This is a genomic window from Actinopolymorpha rutila, from assembly GCF_013407855.1.
Taxonomy (GTDB): Bacteria; Actinomycetota; Actinomycetes; order Propionibacteriales; family Actinopolymorphaceae; genus Actinopolymorpha; species Actinopolymorpha rutila.
On the sequence record NZ_JACBZH010000001.1, the window covers coordinates 2,394,879 to 2,414,618 of the forward strand.

Consider the following 19,740-nt stretch of genomic DNA (forward strand, 5'->3'; position numbering starts at 1 on the left):
GGGGCTGTCGCAGGACGGACCCCAGGTCGACGACGCCGGCCGCGCCGTCGGCTCAGGGCGCGGGCGCGAGGTTCTCCGAGCGCACCTGCCAGCCGGCGTCCGGGAACCCCGGAGCCGTGCCCGCGGGGGCGCCGTCCCAGCCGGCCGTCATCATCGCCACGGCGTACAGCAGACCGCCGTTGCCGGGGAGGTACAGCGGCAACGTGCCCGGGCGCTGGAAGTTGTGGCCGTTGCCGAGGTAGTGGTTCTTCGGCGTGTCCAGCAGCAGCGCCTCCACCGCGAGGCGGGGCTCGCCGACCCGGCAGGCGGTCATCGCCAGCAGGGGGTAGTCCCAGCCCCACGTGTCCGACCACTCCCAGCGGTCGAGCACGTCGCGCAGCGTGGCCCGCATGCGGTCGACGTCGGCCAGGCCCACGTCGGGCACGAACCCCAGCGCACCCACCATCGTCGGGTGCCCCTCGCGTTCGGTCACCGGGTGTTCCAGCTCGACGTAGCGGCCGTCGCGTTCCGGCAACGGCCCGAGGTGCTTGGCCACCGCGTCCCATGCGGGTACGCGGGCCAGGCCGAGGCGTTCGCGCCACACCTGCGCGGTCTGCAGCCCCCATCGCCAGTACGCCAGCTCGAACGCGGGGTTGCGGGCCTCCCGGCGTAGTGGGTAGGCCTTCTCCTGTGCCGACGCCACCGGGGGGCCGAGGTCGAAGCGTTCCCGGCGCGGATCCCAGGTGGCATACGACGCCATGAACGCCGCCGACTCGAAGACCAGGCGGGCGAACCGCTCGGCCGTACGCCGGGACGGCCGGCGCCGCCAGACCAGCTCGGCGAAGTAGATCGGGTGCGGCTGCTGCCACACCAGCAGGGCGCCGATGTCGCTCGGGCTCTCCCGTGCCTCCGGCCCGACCTGCTTGGGCCAGCGCGCGCCGGAGTAGCCCTGCAGCCGGGCGGTCTCCTGGGCGGCCACCAGCGCCTTGTCGTACCACCCGAGGCTGCGTTCGAGCAGCGCCGGGTGGTTCCAGAGCGCGAAGTGGGCCGAATGCCACCAGTGCATCTCCAGGTGGAACTTCCCCCGCCAGCTGTTGGTGACCAGACCGGTCTCCTGAGGGGGAGTGGAGCCCGCGCAGTTGACCGCGGTGAGGTACTGCGACAGGACGACCCGGCGTTCGAGTTCTCCGGCCCGCGGATCGGTGGAGCCGGACAGGTCGACGATCCCGCCGGTGGACCAGAACTCCGTCCAGGACACCTCGGCCGCGGCCAGGACGGCGGCCGCCGTCGGCGCCTGCTCGATCGGCGCGGGGGAGAAGCCGACGGTGAGTTCGAGGACGCCCACCCCGTCGGCGTGCACGACGAACTCGTGCGGTCCCAGCTGCTTCAGCGCCGCACCGGCGGACCAGGTGAGCGCCGCGTGGTGCACGTCGTCGTCGAGCACCCGGCGGATGTCGGCGCGGTTGCCGCGTACGTGCAGTTCCGAGAGGTGGCTGGTGGGGGAGTCCCAGTCGCACGGCTCGCTCCAGTCGCCCACGGCGTACGGGAAGCGGGTGCCGATCGCGAGCTCACCGCGCGCCAGCAACGGCGACTCGACACGTACGGCGATCAGGTCGAGCTCGGGATCGCAGACCGTCGTCACCTCGACCGGTGTTCCGTCCAGCTCGAACCGGCTCTCGATCCGGCCACGCCACAGGTCCAGCCGCTGGCTGATCGCGCCCAGCTCCGACAGTTGGAGCGGCTGTCCGCCGGGGCGTACGAACCCGATCCGGCCGAGGTCGATCCGGTGTGGGTTCTCCCGCAGCCACTGGCGAGCCAGCTTGGCGCGCGAGTGTGCCGACGGGTCACCGAAGTCCGGGCCGGTGGTGGAGTACGGCACCGAACGGCCGGCCGCCGTCGCGTGGTCCTCGAAGGACTCCTCCAACGCGTAGCTCTCCGGGTTGGGTGCGGTGTGCCAGGCCCACTGCGCCTGGGTGCCGAGGCGCATACCGTCGGCGTGGAACGAGGGGAACGTCTGCAACCCGGTCACGTCGGCGGTGAAGGCGAACTCGCCGTTGCCGACGGTGAGCGGCTCCAGCGGGTCGGCGGAGGTCCGCCGGACGTTGTGGCGCGCGACGATGCGATAGCGGTCCATCAGCATGAGAACGAAGTGAAGTTCCGGTAGTTCGCGAGAGAGAACGCGCGGGTGGGCGTTGCCCAGTCGGCGGCGGCCTCGGAGAACAGCAACGCGTCTCGGGCGCAGCGTTCGATGAGGTCGTCGACGCCCACCAGATGGACCCAGTGCTCGCCGTTCTCGTCATGGACGGTGGTGAAGCGTGGCGAGACGGGGCCGGGTCTGCCTGCGGACTCGTACATGCCGTTGAGGGCGAGGACGAAGCCTCGGGTCATCCTAAGGGCGCACAGGAGCCGATCGTCGTAACCGCGGACGACATTGACCAGATTCGCGAGCAGATCGGGCGACCCTGGGTCACCCGGCGCGCGGCCCGTGCGCTCGGCGTCGGCGGCGAGCGCCTCGACCGCCCGGACGGCCGCTGCCGGCGGTGAGTGGCCGGTGCGCGCGGACTCCAGGGTGAGTTCCCCGGTCGTGTAGTACGCCCGGGCGGTGGCCCGGCTGCCCTTCACGAACACGTACGGCGGAACCTGCGACGGCGCGCACAGCGTGACCGCCGCGACGACGGTGCGGCCCTCGGCGGTGTCGACGCGGACGCTCGCGGTGTCGTCGCCGTCGATGCTGTCCCGGCAGCGGTACAGCTCCGCGTGCACCGTGGTCGGGGTGGCCGGGCTGTCGTCGTGGTCGCCGGCCACGATCAGGGCGTTCATCAGGCCGTGCGCGAACGGGTTGGTGAGCGTTCCGTCCAGGACGTACCTGCCGTCGTGCACGAGCCGGCCGGCCCAGTCGGTGCGCGCGTAGTAGGAGTCGGGACGCGACCAGCGGCCGACCAGCCCCACGTGCTCCACCTCGCCGAGCGCGCCGTCGCGGGCGAGCCGGGCCAGCGCGCGGACGACGGGTGCGCGGGCGTTCTGGAAGCCCACCTGGCACAGCGGCCCGCCGGAGTCCTGCAGGGCCAGCAGCCGGTCGATGTCCTGCACGGTCACCACCGGCGGCTTCTCCACCAGGACCGAGGCGCCGGCGACGAACGCCTCCTCGATCATCCGCGCGTGCAGCGGGATCGGCGTGCCGAGCACCACGATGTCGGGCTGGTCGGCGGCCAGCAGGTCGGTCAGGTCGCCGTGGCCGCGCGGCGTCGGGCCGTCGTACGCCCGGGCGGCGAGGTGCTCGGCGACCACGTCGGCGGCGTCCGGCGCGACGTCGGCGTACCCGACCAGCCGCAGCAGCCCCTGCTCCTGCAGCCGGGCGGCGTTGCGCAGATGGGTGCGGCCGTACCCGTTGACGCCGACCAGTCCGACGCGGGGCGTGGTCAGGGGGTCGGCCAGAGGTGGCGCCTGAGGTGGGGCCTGAGGTGGGGCCTGAGGTGGGGTGGTCACGTTGCCTCCTCGTACCGGCGTGCGAGGTGTGCCGCACACGCTCGGCAGCAATCGTACGAAAGCGCTTTCCCGAGTTCGCCGTCCGCCGGGCGGGCAGAGGCGAAGGGGTGAGCCGGGAGGCCGCGTCAGTACTCGGCGGCGGAGTGCCGCGAAGCTCGATCGGTGCGCTTCGGATGGTCGGCACTGTCCTTGCGGTCGACATCCTCGGTACGGCGGCTTCTCCCGGCCGAGGGCACGGTCAGCGCCGGCACCAGCCGCAGCGTCCGGTGCCGCCTCGCGGGCGATCCGGACAGCGACCGCAGCAGCCAGAACACCGCTCCGAGCGGCACCTCCAGCACGAACGTGAACATCGAGAACAGCAGCACCGCGGCGGTGACCGGTCCGGGCGCCCCGCCCAGGTGGATCATCACCGCCGCCGTACCGGCCTCGGCGATCCCGAACCCGCCCGGCGTGACCACCACGGTGGTGAGCAGCCGGCCGAGCGCGAACGCCGCCACGGCCTCGCCGACGCCCAGGTAGGCGCCGGTGGCCAGGAGGCACGCGCAGAACAACGCGGCCTGCAGCGCGAGGTAGGCGCTCATCCCGAGGGTCATCGGCAGCCACGACGACCTGAGCAGGCCCGAGGTCGTCACCCGCAGCCGGGCGAGCGCGGCGCTGGCCTGGTGCTCGGCGGGCCGGATCCGGCGGGGGAGTGCGCGCAGCGCACGGTCGGCCGCCCGGCCCATGACGTCGGCGGCGCGGTCCCAGCGCAGCGCGACCACCAGCGCGGCGACCAGCCCGAACAACGCCAGCGAGGCGGTGCCGACGGGGACGGCGAGCCAGGCGTCGGGTACGTGCCCCGCGGCCAGCAGGGCGAGCAGCCCCACCGCCGGCAGCAGGAACCGCGCCAGCACGTTGCAGATGCCGGAGGCGACCGTGGACACCGCGATCGCGTGACTGCGGAACCCCCACGACCGGGCCATCGCGAAGTTGACCGCCACGCCTGCCGCCCCGCCGAACGGCATCAGGTTGCTGACCGCGCTGCCGACCGCGTTCAGGGTCAGCGCCTGGCGGTGGTTGAGGCCGGGCAGCGAGGCGGTGAGCACCCAGGTGTACGCCAACAGGCCGAGGCCCCACAGCGCGAACAGGCCCACCACGACCCAGGCGTTCAGCCGGGCGAACTGCGACCAGATGACGCCCCAGTCGATGCCGACGATGTAGGGCAGCGCGACCACCAGTCCGACCGCGACCAGGATCGACACCACCGACAGCGCGGTGCGGACCCACGGCCGGTGGAACGCCGACCTGGTCACCCTCATCGCGCACCGCCGGGGGTGCGGGACGCGGTGAGCCCGGTGAGCCCGGCGAGCGGATGCGTCACGCGGGTGCCGGGTGCGAGGTCACGCTGGACGTACCACTCGGTGCCGAGCACCAGCCGGAACAGCGGCCCGGGCAGCCGGCGCAACGCCGCGACGGTACGCACCGAGTCGCCGCCGGTGGCCTGGGTGGCGTGCGCGGCCAGGCTTGCCCGCTTGGCCCTGGCGTACCGGCGTACGTCGATCCGGTGGGTGATCTCCGCCCGCGGCGCGAACGCACGCTCGAAGCTGGTCACGTCGAACTCCGGCGGGAAGCGGTAGACCCGCCCGACCAGGCGCAGCGCACGCAGCAGCAACTCCCGGTCGACGGTCGCCTCCAGCACCGTCGGTGTTCCGGCGAGCTCGGCGGCCCGGGCGCCCACCTGGTGCACCCGCACGTGGTCGGGGTGGCCGTAGCCGCCGGCCGGGTCGTACGTCGTCACCAGGTCGGCGTGTTCCTCGGCCAGCAGCGTGGCCAGCCGCCCGGCCGCCTCGTCGACGTCGGCGCGGACGAAGGCCGGCGCCCACGTGGGTTCGGCGCGCCCGTCCAGGCCGGAGTCGGCGTAGCCGAGGTGTTCCACGCGAGCGACGCCGAGTGCCGCCGCGGACGCGCGGAGTTCGGCGAGGCGTACGTCGCCGAGCCGGGGAGCGGCGGTGCCGTCACCAGGAGCGGTGGAGCCGTTCGCGGCGTCTCCGGTGGCACCGCGGGCCGTCCCGGCGGTGATCGACTCCGGCGCTGCCAGCCCCTGGTCACCGGCCGTGGCGACCACCAGGACGACACGGTGCCCTTCCGCCGCGAGCCGGGCCATGGTGCCCGAAGTGAACAACGCCTCGTCGTCGGGATGAGCGTGGAAGAACACGCACGTGCGGCCCATCCCCCCACCCTCGCACGAGCGGGTACGGAACCGCCGTGTCCTCAGGGACATCTCCGGGAATCCTCCAGTGGCGACGGCGTGGGCCTGTGCTGATACTCATGGACGGCTCGGATCAGCGCACAGGGCCTGGACGACGTGGACGAAGTGGATTACGCAAACGACATGGCCGACGGAAAACGCGGGGCGGCGGGACGGTTGCACGCCTGCGCGAAGCCCGTCACCGTACACCCGCTGCCCCGCGTCCTCTCCCGAGCCGCACCGGGGGCGGCGTGGATCGCCCCGACGAACGTCGACACGGGGGACGTGTGGTGAAAGTCGTACACGTGAGTGACTGCTTCCTGCCGCGGCTCGGCGGGATCGAGATCCAGCTCGCCGAGCTGACCCGGATGCAGCACCGGGCCGGCCACCAGGTCGAGGTGGTCACCGCCACGCCCGACAGCACCGGTGGGGACGCGGCCTGGGTGGCCGCCGCGGGGGACCGGTCCGGCGGCCCGGGCGTGCCGGTCCACCGGGTGGTGGCTCCGCTGCCGTGGGAGCTGCCGGTTCATCCGCGCACCGGGCGGCACGTCGGCCGGTTGTACGCCGACCTGCGCCCGGACGTCGTGCACGTGCACGTCGGCGCGGTCTCGCCGTTCGGCTGGGCGGCCGTGCGCGCCGCGGCCCGCCGCCGGCTGCCCACCGTGGTGACCGTGCACAGCATGTGGGACCCCGCCACCTGCGCCATGTACCGCGCCCTGGACGCCGGTGCCGGCTGGACCGGCTGGGCGGCGGTGGCATCCACCGTGAGCGAGGCGGCCGCCGTGCCGATCCGCCGGGTCGTCGGCGACCGGGTGCCGGTGCGGGTGGTGGCGAACGGCATCGACACCGCACAGTGGCGGCCCACCGGGCCGGGCGCCGCGATCGAGCTCACCGAGCCGACCGGCCGGGCCGGGCGGCGGCGACCCGGCGTGCACGTGGTCGCGGTCGGCCGGCTGGCCCCACGCAAGCAGCCGTTGACGTTGCTGGCGATCCTGCGGGCCGCCCGGTCCGCGCTGGACCGGCGGGTGCCGATGTACGCCACCGTCGTCGGCGACGGGCCGGCACGTCCGCTGATGCACCGCTACCTCCGCCGGCACGCGATGACCGACTGGGTGGAGCTCACCGGTCGCCTGGACCGTGACCGGGTGCGTGCGGTGCTGGGTTCGGCGGACGTGTTCCTCGCACCGGCGACCCGGGAGTCGTTCGGCATCGCCGCGCTGGAGGCGCGGCTGGCCGGCGTACCCGTCGTGGCCTACGAGCGCGGCGGCGTGGCCGACTTCGTCGTCTCGGAGAAGGAGGGCCTGCTCGGCGGGTCGCCGGCCGAGCTCGCCGCCGCGGTGGCCCGCCTGGCCGGGGACGACGCGTTGCGCGGCACCATCGCGAAGTACAACCGGTCGACGGAGCCGGTGCGCTGCACCTGGCCGGTGGTGCTGGCCGACTTCGACGAGCTGTACGCGCTGGCTCGGCTCCGTGCGGGCCGCTCAGCACCTTAGCGCCCATCCGCAGGTTTCCCCCGCGCCCGCGTTCCCGCACAATGGGGTCCCCACGAACGGCGGACCAGCAGGCGGAGCAGGCGGGAGGAACGCGATGCGTACGACGTTGCGCGACGTGGCCCGGCTGGCCGGGGTGTCACCGAAGACGGTCTCCAACGTCGTCAACGGCTACCTCCACGTCCGGGCGGAGACCCGGGTCCGGGTGGAGGAGGCGATCGTCGCCCTCAACTACCGGCCCAACCTGTCCGCCCGCAACCTCCGCCTCGGCCGCACCGGGGTGATCGCGCTGGCCGTCCCCGAGCTGGACGTGCCGTACTTCGCCGAGCTGGCCCGCCACCTGGTCGCGGCCGCGGACGCGCTCGGCTGGACCGTGCTGGTGGACCAGACCGACGGCGTACGCGAACGCGAACGCCAGGTGATCGGCGGCATCCGCGACCAGCTCATCGACGGCCTGGTGCTCAGTCCGCTGGCGCTCACGGCGGCCGACCTGGCCGAGCGCACCGACGCCACGCCGATGGTGTTGCTGGGCGAGCGGATCCACCGCGGCCCGGCCGACCACGTGCTGATCGACAACGTGGCCGCCGCCCGGGACGCCACCGCCCACCTGCTCGGGCTGGGCCGCACCCGGGTCGCCGCGATCGGCGCCCAACGCAGCGCCGCCGGGGTGACGGCCCGGATGCGGCTGCGCGGCTACCGCTCGGCGCTGACGGCTGCCGGGATCGGCTACGACGAGCGGCTGGTCGCCCCGACCCCGCAGTTCCACCGCGCGGAGGGCGCGGCCGCGATGGCCGAGCTGCTGGACGCCGGCGCCCGCCCCGACGCGGTGTTCTGCTTCAACGACCTGCTCGCCCTCGGCGCCCTGCGCACCCTCGCCGAGCGCGGGCTGGGGGTGCCCGACGACATCGCGGTGATCGGGTTCGACGACATCGAGGACGGCCGGTTCAGCGTGCCGACCCTGTCCACCATCTCCCCGGACAAGCGCCAGATCGCCGGGTGCGCGGTCGACCTGCTGCACCGGCAGTTGCGGACCGGCGCGGCCGGACGCGCCGACGCTGACGGCGGACCGCAGGAGGTGTACGCCGACTACCGCCTGATCGCGCGGGAGAGCACCGGCGCGTCCACACCGCCGGTTCGGTCGGTTCAGGCGGCGCAGGCGGCGCAGGCGGTCCAGACGGTCCAGACGGTCCAGGCGGCGCAGGCGGTTCGGTCGGTTCAGCCGGGTCGGGCGCTCCCTTCCGGGTCCTCGAGCCCTTCGGATCCGTCGACGTCGGCGGTCTCACCGGTCCCGCCGGCGGTGCCCGGAACCCCGTCCATCTGACGACGCCCCGTGGTCATAGGATCGCTGTGCGTCCTTAGCGGTTGCCGTCGGTGGACGCCGCGCGGCGGCTCGGCCAGGCTGGGCTAGCGTCTCTCCCCAGACATTCCTGGCCCGCCGGCCCGAATGTGGGAACGCTCCCATATGTCGGCCTCGGGTGACCGTTCCCGGTTCCTTCGGAGGACCCATGCACGATGACCAGAAGCTGGTGGAGGCCCGGCTGGAACGCGCTCTCCAGCAACGCCTCCGCCCCGCTCTGTACGGCGACACCGTCCCGCTCGACATCGAGGTGTGGCACGCCCCCGGTGAGCCGGTCCCGGTCACCGAAGCCCTCGCGGCCGACTTCAAGCCGGCTGCCCTGGGTGACAAGTGGGGCCCGCCGTGGGGGACAAGCTGGTTCCGGCTGACCGCGCAGGTTCCGCAGGAGTGGGACGGTCGCCGGGTGGAGGCGGTCGTCGACCTCGGCTTCGGCGGCGGTCCCGGCTTCTCCGCCGAGGGGCTCGCCTACACCCCCGACGGTGACCCGATCAAGGGCCTCAACCCCGACAACATCTACCTCCCGGTCAGCGGGCTCGCGGCCGGAGGCATCTCGCCGTCGGAGCACGCGAAGGCCAGGGGTGGAGCGGCGTTCCAGGTCTACCTCGAGGCCGCCGCCAACCCCGCGGTGATCCAGTCCGGCTTCCTGCCGACCGACTTGGGCGACAAGTCCACCGCCGGCACCGAGCCGATGTACGAGATCCGCCGGGCCGAGCTCGCGGTGTTCAACGCCGACGTCTACCACCTGCTGCGCGACATCGAGGTCCTGTCGGAGCTGATGAAGGAGCTGCCGACCGACCTGCCGCGCCGCCCGGAGATCCTGCGCGCCCTCGAGCGCGCGCTGGACGCCCTGGACTACGACGACATCCCGGGTTCGGCCGCGCTCGCCCGCGAGCAGCTCGCCCCGGTGCTGGCCAAGCCGGCGTACGCCAGCGCACACCAGATCTCCGCGGTCGGCCACGCGCACATCGACTCGGCCTGGCTGTGGCCGCTGCGCGAGACGGTGCGCAAGGTCGCCCGTACGGTCTCCAACGTCACCACGCTGGCCGCCGACCACCCCGACTTCAGGTTCGCGTTCTCCCAGTCCCAGCAGCACGCCTGGATGAAGGAGCACCACCCGAAGGTCTGGGACCGGCTGAAGGCCGCGGTCGAGGCCGGCCAGATCATCCCCATCGGCGGGATGTGGGTCGAGTCCGACAGCAACATGCCGGGTGGCGAGGCGATGGCCCGCCAGTTCGTGCACGGCAAGAAGTTCTTCATGGACGAGTACGGCATCGAGACCGACACGGTCTGGCTGCCGGACTCCTTCGGCTACTCCGCGGCGATGCCGCAGCTGGTGAAGCTCGCCGGCAACAAGTGGTTCCTCACCCAGAAGATCTCCTGGAACCAGACCAACAAGTTCCCGCACCACACGTTCTGGTGGGAGGGCATCGACGGGACGCGGGTCTTCACCCACTTCCCGCCGGCCGACACCTACAACGGCCAGCTCACCGGCGAGGAGCTCGCCCGCGCCCAGCGCAACTACCAGGACCAGGGCGGCGGCACCTGGTCGCTGCTGCCGTTCGGCCACGGCGACGGCGGTGGCGGCCCCACCCGGGAGATGCTCGGCCGCGCCGAGCGGCTGGCCGACCTGGAGGCCTCGCCGAAGGTGACCATCGAGCACCCGGCGGAGTTCTTCCAGCGCGCCCACGACGAGTACGCCAACGCGCCGGTGTGGGTCGGTGAGCTCTACCTCGAGCTGCACCGGGCGACCTTCACCTCCCAGGCCAAGACCAAGCAGGGCAACCGCCGCAGCGAGCACCTGCTGCGCGAGGCCGAGCTGTGGTCCGCGGCGGCGGCGGTGACCGGCCGGCTGGAGTACCCGTACGAGGACCTGGACCGGATCTGGAAGGCCGTCCTCCTCAACCAGTTCCACGACATCCTGCCGGGCAGCTCGATCCACTGGGTGCACCGCGAGGCGGAGGAGACCTACGCCCGGCTGGCGGTCGAGCTGGAGGCGATCATCGAGCGGGCCCAGCGGGCGCTGGCCGGCGAGGGCGACGCCACCGTCGTCTTCAACGCCGCACCGCACGACCGGCTCGGCGTGCCCGCCATGGGCGCGGACGTGCAGGCCACCTCGCACGCGCAGGAGGTGTCGGTGAGCCGCGAGGGCGGCGCCGTCGTCCTCGACAACGGCCTGGTCCGGGTGACCGTCGACGAGCGCGGCCTGCTCAGCTCCGTCGTCGAGCTGGAGTCCGGCCGGGAGGCGATCGCCCCCGGCGCTGCCGGCAACCTGCTGCAGCTGCACGTCGACACCCCGAACCTCTGGGACGCCTGGGACGTCGACCCCTTCTACCGCAACAAGGTGCGCGACCTCACCGACGTCGACTCGATCGAGGTCGTGTCGGAGTCGGGGGCCGAGGCCGCGGTGGCCGTGACCCGTTCGTTCGGCGGTTCCACGGTCCGGCAGACGATCCGGATCGGGGTCGGCGAGTGCCAGGTCAACGTCGACAACGAGATCGACTGGCACGAGAAGGAGAAGTTCCTCAAGGTCGCGTTCCCGTTGGACGTGCGCGCCGACCAGTCCGCGTCGGAGACGCAGTTCGGGCACGTGTTCCGGGCCACCCACACCAACACCTCGTGGGAGAACGCGAAGTTCGAGATCTGCGCGCACCGGTGGATCCAGGTGGGTGAGCCGGGTTACGGCCACGCGGTGGTCAACAACTCGACGTACGGCCACGACGTGACCCGCGACGTCCGTGAGGACGGCGGCACCACGACCACGGTGCGGCTGTCGCTGCTGCGGGCCCCGCGGGTGCCCGACCCGGTGACCGACCAGGGCGTGCACAAGCTGTCGTACGCGCTGGTGCCCGGCGCGGGCATCGCCGAGGCGGTCGAGGAGGGCTACCGCATCAACCTCCCGGCGCGCACGGTGACAGGTGCCGAGGGCGTCGCCCCGCTGGTGCGGGTGGACAACCCGGCCGTGGTGGTCGAGGCCGTCAAGCTGGCCGAGGACCAGTCCGGCGATGTCGTCGTCCGGCTGTACGAGGCGCACGGCGGCCGCGCGAAGGGGCGGGTGTCCACGTCGTTCGGCGTCGCGTCGGTCAAGGAGGTCGACCTGCTCGAACGTCCCCTGGCCGACCGCGAGGTGGTCGACGGCGCGGTCGAGGTGGCGCTGCGGCCGTTCCAGATCCTCACCCTGAGGTTCGCTCGCGCCTGATCGACCGGGCGGCTGATCGCCTGATCGACTGATCACCGGTCGTGTCGCCGATCGGCGGTACGACAGCAGAGCCGGTAGGTGGCCGGCCCGGGTTCGCCCGGGCCGGCCACTGTCGTTTCCGCGCCCCTAGCGGTTGTGACACAATCTCGCCCATGAGCGAGGCCAGCCGGGCGGCCGCCGAGGAGGTGGCGGAGGTTCTGCGTGCCCGGCTTCTCGACGGAGCGCTGCCACCGGGCGCGCACCTGTCGGAGGAACAGCTGGCCGCGGAGTTCGGCGTCGGCCGCTACACCGTGCGCGCGGCGCTGCGGGCCCTGGTGACCGCCGGCCTGCTCACCCACGTACGCCATCGCGGTGCGTTCGTTCCCGACCTCACCATCGACCGGGTGGACGAGCTGTTCGGCTACCGCGCCGTCATCGAGCTCGGCGCGCTCCGGCTCGCCCTCGCCGGCGGCCGCGACCTGGCGCCGGTGGAGTCCGCCGTCGCCGCACTGGAAGCCGTCGACCGGCCCGGCGACCCGTCCGCCGCCTGGCACGACGTGACGGCCGCGCACCGGGCCGTGCACCACGCGCTGGTCGCCGCGGCCGGCAACCCTCGCCTGCTCACCGCGTACTCCGCGTGCGAGGACGAGCTGCAGTTCCTGCTCGCCTTCGCCCGGCCGGAGTTCACCCCGGGCCGCCTCGCCCGCCTGCACCGGGAGCTGGTCGCCAACCTCGACCGTGGTGTGGAGAAGGCCCAGCGTGCCCTCGCCGACGACCTGGAGGTCGGCCGGCAGGGGCTGGTCCGCGCGCTCGCCCTGCCCATCGATGCGCCTGCCGATCCGACCGGGTCGCCCACCGACTCGTCCACTGATTCGCCTGTTGATTCGCCCCGACCGAAGAGTCCCGCCGGACAAGGGAGAACACCCCGATGACGACGCAACGCCGACTGCCCCGCTGGTCCGAGCTCCGGCCGCTGGTGCGTACCCGCCGGCCCGAGCTGGACGCCACCAAGCGGCGTCTGGACCGCGCCCTGACCATCGCCGACCTGCGGGCGGTCGCCAAGCGGCGCACGCCGAAGGCGCCGTTCGACTACACCGACGGTGCGGCCGAGGGCGAGGTCACCCTGAACCGCGCGCGGTCGTTGTTCCACCGGCTGCAGTTCAACCCGAGCATCCTGCGGGACGTGTCCAAGGTCGACCCGAGCACGACCATCCTGGGCCGGCCGTCGGCGTACCCCTTCGCGTTCGCGCCGACCGGCTTCACCCGGATGATGCAGCACGAGGGCGAGCCGGCCGTGGCCCGCGTCGCCCAGCGCAGCGGCATCCCGTACGCGCTGTCGACCATGGGAACCACCTCCATCGAGGACGTCGCCGCGGCCGCACCCGAGGCGGACAAGTGGTTCCAGCTGTACGTGTGGACCGACCGGGCCGCCGGCAAGGACCTGATGGACCGCTCCCTGGCCGCCGGATACAGCACGCTGGTGCTCACGGTGGACGTGCCGGTCGCGGGCGCCCGGCTGCGCGACGTACGCAACGGCATGACGATCCCGCCCAGCCTCACGCCGAAGACCATCCTCGACATGGGCATGCACCCGGCGTGGTGGCTGAACCTGCTGACCACCGAGCCGCTGACGTTCGCCTCCCTGTCGGACTGGCCGGGCACGGTGGCCGAGCTGATCAACCACATGTTCGACCCCACCGTGACCTTCGAGGACCTGGCCTGGATGCGGAAGGAGTGGCCCGGATCGCTGGTCGTCAAGGGCATCCAGAACGTCGACGACGCCCGCAAGGTGGTGGACCTCGGCGTCGACGGCCTGGTGATCTCCAACCACGGCGGCCGCCAGCTCGACCGTGCGCCGGTGCCGCTGCAGCTGCTGCCCAAGGTCGTGGACGCGGTGGGTGACCGGGCCGAGGTCTTCATCGACACCGGGGTGATGACCGGTGCCGACATCGTGGCCGCCTGCGCGCTCGGCGCCCGCGCGGTGCTGGTCGGACGGGCGTACCTCTACGGCCTGATGGCCGGCGGCGAACGCGGCGTGCAACGGGCCGTGGACATCCTCGGTGGCGAGATCACCCGCACGATGCAGCTGCTCGGTGCCGCCGACGTCGGCGAGCTGCGGCCCGAGCACGTCACCCTGCCCGCGGTCCCGTTCTGACCCGGTAGCCGCACACGCCTCGGCCGGCCCGGGAGTTCCGCACCGTCGGCGGACTTTCCGGGTCAGCCTGGGGATATCCCCCGTGCTTCCCCGGGGGCTTCGGTGCAGGATGGACGGAGGGCTCACAGCCCATGGGCTGACGCGACGGAAGGTGACTGCGAATGTACGACGACGCGACCTGGTTCCCGGTCTGCGCCGGACTGAGCGCCTTGGGTGTGGTCGCGGCGTTCTTCGCGTTCCGCCGCCGTGGAGCGGCCGCCGGTCTGCGGCTGTTCGGCTGGGCCGTGCTGCCGATGGCGATCTACCTCACCGGCATGGTCCGGCTGCTGTGGACCGTGGGTGCGGCGCTGGTCAAGTGGGTGAGCGGGTTCGCGTTCAGCCCGTACGTCTGGTCCGGGCTCGCGTTGTTCGGTGTCGCGGCGATCTGCCTGCCGGTCGCCGCGGCCATGCGCCGGCGCCAGGCCGGCCGCACGGGCGAGGTCGAGCCCGGGCGTACGGCGACCGGCACCCGCGCCGCCGGTTCGACCGCCGCCGGTTCGAAGGCCGTCGGCGCCAACTCCGCAGGGACCGCCGCGGGCGGCCGGACGAGCACCGCGAAGGGTGCCGACAAGCCCAGGCAGGTCGAGCAGGGCAAGAGCCAGACCAAGGGGCAGGGCAAGGACAAGCCGGAGGACCCGCTCGCGGGCTTCGAGGACATCGACGAGATCCTCAAGCGCCGCGGCATCAGCTGACCCGTGGGTCGGCCGGTCCCGTACAAGCCTGGAACACGTCCCAACCATCCCGCCGGCCCGGAAGCCGACGGCGTTACGCTGCCCGCCGTGATCGCCGCCGCCGTGTGCCCACACCCACCGCTGCTGGTCCCGGCACTCGCCGGCGCGAACGCCGAGGAGCTGGCCGGCCTGCGATCGGTCGCCCGCTCCGCCGTAGGCCAACTGCTGGCCGCCGGCCCCGACGTGGTGGTCTGCGTGGGTGCCGCGCCGGCCGCGCACACCGTGCTCACCTGGGGCAGCACCGCGTCCGGATCGCTCGCCGCGTACGGCGTCGACGTACGCGTGGGTCCCCCCGGCACGGCGGAGCGCTCCGGTGACGAGACGGACCCGGACCTCCCACTCGCGCACACGATCGGCGCCTGGCTGCTGGACACCTGCGGCTACACGGGGGAGCGCTGCTACGTCGGCGTACCCGACTTCTACGACTCCGACCGGTGTGCGGACCTCGGCGCCAACCTCGCCACTTCCCTCACCACCACCCTCACTGGGCAGGCAGCCAGAATCGGCCTCCTGGTGATGGGCGACGGCTCCGCGCGCCGGGGCCAGCACGCCCCCGGAGCCGCCGACCCGCGCGCACCGATGCTGGACGCGCTGGTGGCCACCTCGCTGGGAGCGGGCGACCTCGACGGACTCCGGGGGCTTCGACCCGACCTGGCGCGTGAGCTGCTGGTTGCCGGCCGGGCGGCCTGGCAGGTGCTGGCTGGTGCGGCCGGCGCCGCGGTGGCGAGCGGTCGCCGGCTCGAACCGCGTCTCCTGGCGGACGAGGCGCCCTACGGCGTCGGCTACTTCGTCGCGTACTGGCAACTGCTCGACTGACCACCCGGGGACGCCGGTGTCCCCGGGTGCCGCGAGCGTTCGGCGCAATGGTGGACTTGGGGGTGGTTCCGTGATGGCCCAGGTGATGGTTCTGGTGGTGGTCCGGGGGTGGAACTCGCTCGTGCGAGTCCTACCCGAGGCGAACCAACCGCACACCACGCCGTCATCACGCCGTGCCCACCGGAGAAGGAGACCGAACGCGTGACCAGGCCCTCGGTGCTCGCCGTCGTCGGACCGACCGCGGCCGGCAAGTCCGACCTCGCCGTCGAGCTCGCGCTGCGCCTGCACGGTGAGGTGGTCAACGCAGACTCGATGCAGGTCTACCGGGGGATGGACATCGGGACCGCCAAGCTGCCGCTCGCCGAGCGCGGCGGCGTACGCCACCACGTGGTGGACGTCCTCGACGTCGGTGAGACCGCGACCGTGGCGGAGTTCCAGCAGCGGGCCCGGTCGGCCATCGCCGACTGCCACGATCGCGACGTGCTCCCGGTCGTGGTGGGCGGGTCGGCGTTGTACATCCGGGCCATCCTGGACAGGTTCGAGTTCCCCGGCACCGATCCGGCGATCCGTGGACGACTGGAGGACGAGCTCGCGCGGGCCGGCGCCGAACGCCTGCACGCCCGGCTGGCCGAGCTGGACCCGGCCGCGGCCGCGGGGATCCTGCCGACGAACACCCGGCGGATCGTGCGCGCGCTGGAGGTGGTCGAACTCACCGGGCGGCCGTTCACCGCGAGCCTGCCCGCCTACGAGTACGCCTTCCCGGACGTGTGTCAAGTCGGCCTTGACGTACCCCGGGACGTGCTGGACGAACGCATCCGCGAGCGGGTGGACCGGATGTGGGACGCCGGGTTCGTCGCGGAGGTACGCCGGCTGGACGCAGCCGGGTTGCGGACCGGCCTGACCGCCGCTCGGGCGCTCGGCTACTCCCAGGTGCTCGCGTTCCTCGCCGGTGAGTGCACCGAGCAGGAGGCGAAGGAGTCGACCGTACGCGCGACCCGGCGGTTCGCGCGCCGGCAGGACTCGTGGTTTCGCCGAGACCCGCGGATCCACTGGCTGCCGTACGACGCGCCGGATCTGGTCAATCGCGCCGTCGACCGCGCAGCCGGCCGTGCTGCCGGCAGCACTGCGCACGACGCCGTTGACAACGCCCCCGACCTGGGCTGACACCCTCGCCGCGTAGGTTTGTGACAACCCGCCGACGAGGTGAGCTTCCCCCGGCCGGCGTGCGAATCCCGTGATCCCTGGCATGATCGTCCACCTTCGCCAGCGTGGCTCCGGGCGGGCCTTATCGGCAGATTCGGTCGGAAGCCCCGAGCCGACGAGAAGGGAGCAGTCGATGCGTCGATCCGTCGTCGTCACCGCGGTGGGGGCGCTCGTCGCCGCCACCGCGCTGGGGCCGGCCGCGGCGGCCGATCCGCCGCGTGGTCACCAGCCGAGTAACGAACCGGTCAAGACACCGGTTGCCCGTGGTTACGGCGGTGGTGTCGCGACCGTCGACCTGGACGCGACGCGGGCGGGCATCGACGTCCTCCGCCGGGGCGGCAACGCGGTCGACGCCGCGGTGGCCGCGGCCGCCACCCTCGGCGTCACCGAGCCCTTCTCAGCGGGCCTCGGCGGCGGTGGCTTCTTCGTCTACTACGACGCGAAGTCGGGCAAGGTGCACACCATCGACGGCCGCGAGACCGCGCCGGCGAGTGCCACCGACAAGCTGTTCGTCGACCCGAAGACCGGCAAGCCGTTGTCGTTCCAGGACGCCCGGGTGAGCGGTCTGTCCGTCGGGGTGCCGGGCACACCCGCGACGTGGGACCGCGCGCTGGACAAGTGGGGCACCTGGTCGCTGCGCCGGGCGCTGGCACCGGCCACGAACGTGGCCTCACAGGGGTTCGTGGTCGACGACACCTTCCGTTCCCAGATCCAGGAGAACGCCGACGTCTTCGACGACTTCACGTCCAGCCGCAAGCTCTACCTGCCGGACGGCGCGCCGCCCGCGGTCGGCTCGGTGTTCCGCAACCCCGACCTCGCGCACACCTACCGCATGCTGGCCGGCGAGGGCATGAAGCCGTTGTACGACGGTGAGCTCGGCGCCGAGATCGCGCGGACCGTGCAGCACCCGCCGGTCACCTCCGACGCCGACCGGGTGGTCCGTCCGGGCGCCATGACCACCGACGACCTGGCCGCCTACGACGCACCCCTGCGCGCACCGACCAAGGTCGACTACCGCGGCATGGACGTGTTCGGCATGGGCCCGCCGTCCTCGGGCGGCTCGACCGTCGGCGAGGCGCTGAACATCATCGAGGCCGCCAACCCAGACCACCAGGACAAGGTGGGCGTGCTGCACACCTACCTCGAGGCCGCCGCGCTCGCGTTCGCCGACCGCAACCGCTACGTCGGTGACAGCGACCGGGTGGACGTGCCGCTGCCGCAGCTGCTGTCCCAGGGCTTCGCCGGTGAGCGCGCGTGCGAGATCCGGCCCGACGCCGTACTGAAGAAGCCGGTCGCACCGGGCGTGCCCGACGGCGACTACGGCGACTCCGCCGCCTGTGGCACCAAGGCCGCGGTCGCGCCGGCCGACCAGCGGGAGGGAGTGTCCACCACCCACCTCACCGCGTCCGACAAGTGGGGCAACGTCGTGTCGTACACGCTCACCATCGAGCAGACCGGCGGCTCGGGCATGGTCGTGCCCGGGCGCGGCTTCCTGCTGAACAACGAGCTGACCGACTTCAACTTCGAGCCCACCCAGGGCGACGCACCCGACCCCAACCTGCCCGGTCCGGGCAAGCGGCCCCGGTCGTCGATGTCGCCCACCATCGTCGCCAAGGACGGGCAGCCGGTGCTGGCGCTGGGCAGCCCGGGCGGCGCGACGATCATCACCACCGTCCTGCAGACCCTGGTCAACCGCTACGAGTTGGGGATGAGCCTGCCGGACGCGGTGGCGGCGCCGCGCGCGTCCTCGCGAAACACCGCACTCGAGGCCGAACCGGCATTCCTCGCCTCTCCGGAGGGGAAGGCACTGGTCGCCAAGGGGCACGCGTTCAAGTCCGTACCGGAGATCGGCGCGGAGACCGCACTGCAGTTCGGTGAGCGGGGCGCGGTCGAGGCGGTCGCCGAGCCCACCCGCCGCGGCGGCGGCTCGGCGATGGTCGTCCTGCCCACGGACGGCCGTCACCGCTGACACGAGCACGGGCATCGCGGGCACATTCCGGCGCCGCGGTGATGCGGCCGACCCCGTAGCCTGGGACGGACGTACGTCTGCCCGGCCCGCCGAGGGGCCGGGCCGGGCAGACGTCAGGCGGTACCAGCCGTAGTCAGGCGGTACCAGCCGTCGTACGTCGGGTGAGGGCAGCCGGGTAGAGCCGGTGTCGGGTGCAGGAAGGAACGTTCGCGCGTGAGCACATCCACGGTGGCCTGGGTCAAGGGCCACGGCACGGAGAACGACTTCCTGCTCGTCCACGACCCCGACGGCACCACGTACCCCCACCTGGACGCCGCGGCGGTCCGTCAGCTGTGTGACCGGCGGCGCGGCGTCGGTGCCGACGGTGTCCTGCGGGTGGTGCGCACCGACGCGGTCGAGGACGGCCAGGCCCTCGCCGGTGCGGCCGAGTGGTTCATGGACTTCCGCAACGCCGACGGCTCCGTGGGCGAGATGTGCGGGAACGGCGTCCGCGTGTTCGCGCAGTTCCTGCGCACCCGTGGCCTGGTCGACGGCGCCGGCGAGGTGCCGGTGGCGACCAGGGCGGGCCTGCGGCCGGTGCGATTCGAGGCCGACGGGCAGCTGACGGTCGGGATGGGCGTGCCCGGTTTTCCCGAGTCCACCGGTCTGGTGATGTCGGCCGGCGGGCGTACGTGGGACGCGGTCGCGGTCGACATGGGCAACCCGCACGCGGTGGCGATGGTCGACGACCTCGCCGACCCGGGCGCCCTGCTGGACCCACCGGTCTGGACGCCGGCCGAGGTGTTCCCCAAGGGCGTGAACGCGGAGTTCGCCGTGCGCCGGGGCGATCGGCACGTGGGGATGCGCGTGCACGAACGCGGCGTCGGCGAGACCCGGTCCTGCGGCACCGGTGCGTGCGCGGTGGCCGCGAGCGTGGCCCGTGCCGACGGCGTGACCGCCCCCGCCTCCTACCGCGTGGACGTTCCCGGCGGTACGCTCACCGTCGCCCTGCTGCCCGACGGTTCGGTGGAGATGACCGGACCGGCCGTCCTCACCGCCCGCGGCGAGCTGGACCTGGCCCTGGGCTGAGCGGTGCCGCCGGCGTGGCCGGCATCCGAGCGCTTCCCGGAGTGC

General features: G+C 73.0%; 15 protein-coding genes. 11 read left to right on the top strand and 4 right to left on the bottom strand.

Annotated features, from left to right (window positions below; all coding sequences use genetic code 11):
• Positions 1-52: 52 nt before the first annotated feature.
• From F4554_RS10745 to F4554_RS10760, 4 genes are all read right to left on the bottom strand, one after another.
• Positions 53-2,119: a hypothetical protein gene (locus F4554_RS10745; RefSeq protein ID WP_238341262.1), complete on the bottom strand. Its 2,067-nt coding sequence runs from the start codon at positions 2,117-2,119 to the stop codon at positions 53-55.
• A complete protein-coding gene (locus tag F4554_RS10750) occupies positions 2,113-3,465 on the bottom strand; it encodes a Gfo/Idh/MocA family oxidoreductase (RefSeq protein WP_179787248.1) in 1,353 nt (450 codons plus the stop codon). The genes F4554_RS10745 and F4554_RS10750 overlap by 7 nt, the downstream gene beginning before the upstream one ends.
• Before the next feature lie 125 nt (positions 3,466-3,590).
• Positions 3,591-4,763, bottom strand: a complete 1,173-nt coding sequence (locus F4554_RS10755) for a lysylphosphatidylglycerol synthase transmembrane domain-containing protein (protein ID WP_238341264.1) — start codon at positions 4,761-4,763, stop codon at positions 3,591-3,593.
• Complete coding sequence (locus tag F4554_RS10760) at positions 4,760-5,674, bottom strand: PIG-L deacetylase family protein (protein ID WP_179787249.1); 915 nt, start codon at positions 5,672-5,674, stop codon at positions 4,760-4,762. Before F4554_RS10760 ends, F4554_RS10755 begins: the two co-directional genes overlap by 4 nt.
• Before the next feature lie 162 nt (positions 5,675-5,836).
• On the opposite strand from F4554_RS10760, the gene F4554_RS32050 reads away from it, so the two are divergent.
• The 11 genes from F4554_RS32050 (at position 5,837) to dapF (ending at position 19,695) form a co-directional block, all read left to right on the top strand.
• Positions 5,837-5,986, top strand: a complete 150-nt coding sequence (locus F4554_RS32050) for a hypothetical protein (RefSeq protein WP_238341265.1) — start codon at positions 5,837-5,839, stop codon at positions 5,984-5,986.
• Between the two features lie 11 nt (positions 5,987-5,997).
• Positions 5,998-7,185, top strand: coding sequence for a glycosyltransferase family 4 protein (locus F4554_RS10765; RefSeq protein ID WP_337795963.1), 1,188 nt, complete (start codon positions 5,998-6,000; stop codon positions 7,183-7,185).
• 94 nt (positions 7,186-7,279) lie between these two features.
• Positions 7,280-8,503, top strand: a complete 1,224-nt coding sequence (locus tag F4554_RS10770) for a LacI family DNA-binding transcriptional regulator (RefSeq protein WP_202889243.1) — start codon at positions 7,280-7,282, stop codon at positions 8,501-8,503.
• Between the two features lie 184 nt (positions 8,504-8,687).
• On the top strand, positions 8,688-11,735 hold the full coding sequence (locus F4554_RS10775) for a glycoside hydrolase family 38 N-terminal domain-containing protein (protein WP_179787251.1): 3,048 nt from the start codon (positions 8,688-8,690) through the stop codon (positions 11,733-11,735).
• Between the two features lie 152 nt (positions 11,736-11,887).
• Positions 11,888-12,646, top strand: coding sequence for a GntR family transcriptional regulator (locus tag F4554_RS10780; protein ID WP_179787252.1), 759 nt, complete (start codon positions 11,888-11,890; stop codon positions 12,644-12,646).
• Complete coding sequence (locus F4554_RS10785) at positions 12,643-13,869, top strand: alpha-hydroxy acid oxidase (protein ID WP_179787253.1); 1,227 nt, start codon at positions 12,643-12,645, stop codon at positions 13,867-13,869. Before F4554_RS10780 ends, F4554_RS10785 begins: the two co-directional genes overlap by 4 nt.
• Positions 13,870-14,030: 161 nt before the next feature.
• Positions 14,031-14,600, top strand: a complete 570-nt coding sequence (locus tag F4554_RS10790; protein WP_179787254.1) for a hypothetical protein — start codon at positions 14,031-14,033, stop codon at positions 14,598-14,600.
• Between the two features lie 87 nt (positions 14,601-14,687).
• Positions 14,688-15,455 (top strand): class III extradiol ring-cleavage dioxygenase family protein, encoded by a 768-nt coding sequence (locus tag F4554_RS10795; RefSeq protein ID WP_179787255.1) that lies wholly within the window; start codon positions 14,688-14,690, stop codon positions 15,453-15,455.
• A 201-nt stretch (positions 15,456-15,656) separates the two neighbouring features.
• Positions 15,657-16,619, top strand: a complete 963-nt coding sequence (gene miaA, locus F4554_RS10800; RefSeq protein ID WP_179787256.1) for a tRNA (adenosine(37)-N6)-dimethylallyltransferase MiaA — start codon at positions 15,657-15,659, stop codon at positions 16,617-16,619.
• Positions 16,620-16,791: 172 nt separating this feature from the next.
• Positions 16,792-18,627 carry a gamma-glutamyltransferase gene (ggt, locus tag F4554_RS10805; protein WP_179787257.1) on the top strand — a complete coding sequence of 612 codons (1,836 nt, stop codon included), beginning with the start codon at positions 16,792-16,794 and terminating at the stop codon, positions 18,625-18,627.
• Between the two features lie 213 nt (positions 18,628-18,840).
• Entirely contained in the window at positions 18,841-19,695 is an 855-nt protein-coding gene (gene dapF / locus F4554_RS10810; protein WP_179787258.1) for a diaminopimelate epimerase, read from the top strand.
• The last annotated feature ends 45 nt before the right edge of the window (positions 19,696-19,740 follow it).

Excerpts from the sequence above, each read along its gene's own strand:
- ggt (WP_179787257.1), top strand. The coding sequence starts at position 16,792 with ATGCGTCGATCCGTCGTCGTCACCGCGGTGGGGGCGCTCGTCGCCGCC.
- F4554_RS10760 (WP_179787249.1), bottom strand. The coding sequence starts at position 5,674 with ATGGGCCGCACGTGCGTGTTCTTCCACGCTCATCCCGACGACGAGGCG.
- F4554_RS10785 (WP_179787253.1), top strand. The coding sequence starts at position 12,643 with ATGACGACGCAACGCCGACTGCCCCGCTGGTCCGAGCTCCGGCCGCTG.
- F4554_RS10775 (WP_179787251.1), top strand. The coding sequence starts at position 8,688 with ATGCACGATGACCAGAAGCTGGTGGAGGCCCGGCTGGAACGCGCTCTC.
- F4554_RS10745 (WP_238341262.1), bottom strand. The coding sequence starts at position 2,119 with ATGCTGATGGACCGCTATCGCATCGTCGCGCGCCACAACGTCCGGCGG.
- F4554_RS32050 (WP_238341265.1), top strand. The coding sequence starts at position 5,837 with ATGGCCGACGGAAAACGCGGGGCGGCGGGACGGTTGCACGCCTGCGCG.
- F4554_RS10770 (WP_202889243.1), top strand. The coding sequence starts at position 7,280 with ATGCGTACGACGTTGCGCGACGTGGCCCGGCTGGCCGGGGTGTCACCG.
- F4554_RS10780 (WP_179787252.1), top strand. The coding sequence starts at position 11,888 with ATGAGCGAGGCCAGCCGGGCGGCCGCCGAGGAGGTGGCGGAGGTTCTG.
- F4554_RS10755 (WP_238341264.1), bottom strand. The coding sequence starts at position 4,763 with ATGAGGGTGACCAGGTCGGCGTTCCACCGGCCGTGGGTCCGCACCGCG.
- F4554_RS10790 (WP_179787254.1), top strand. The coding sequence starts at position 14,031 with ATGTACGACGACGCGACCTGGTTCCCGGTCTGCGCCGGACTGAGCGCC.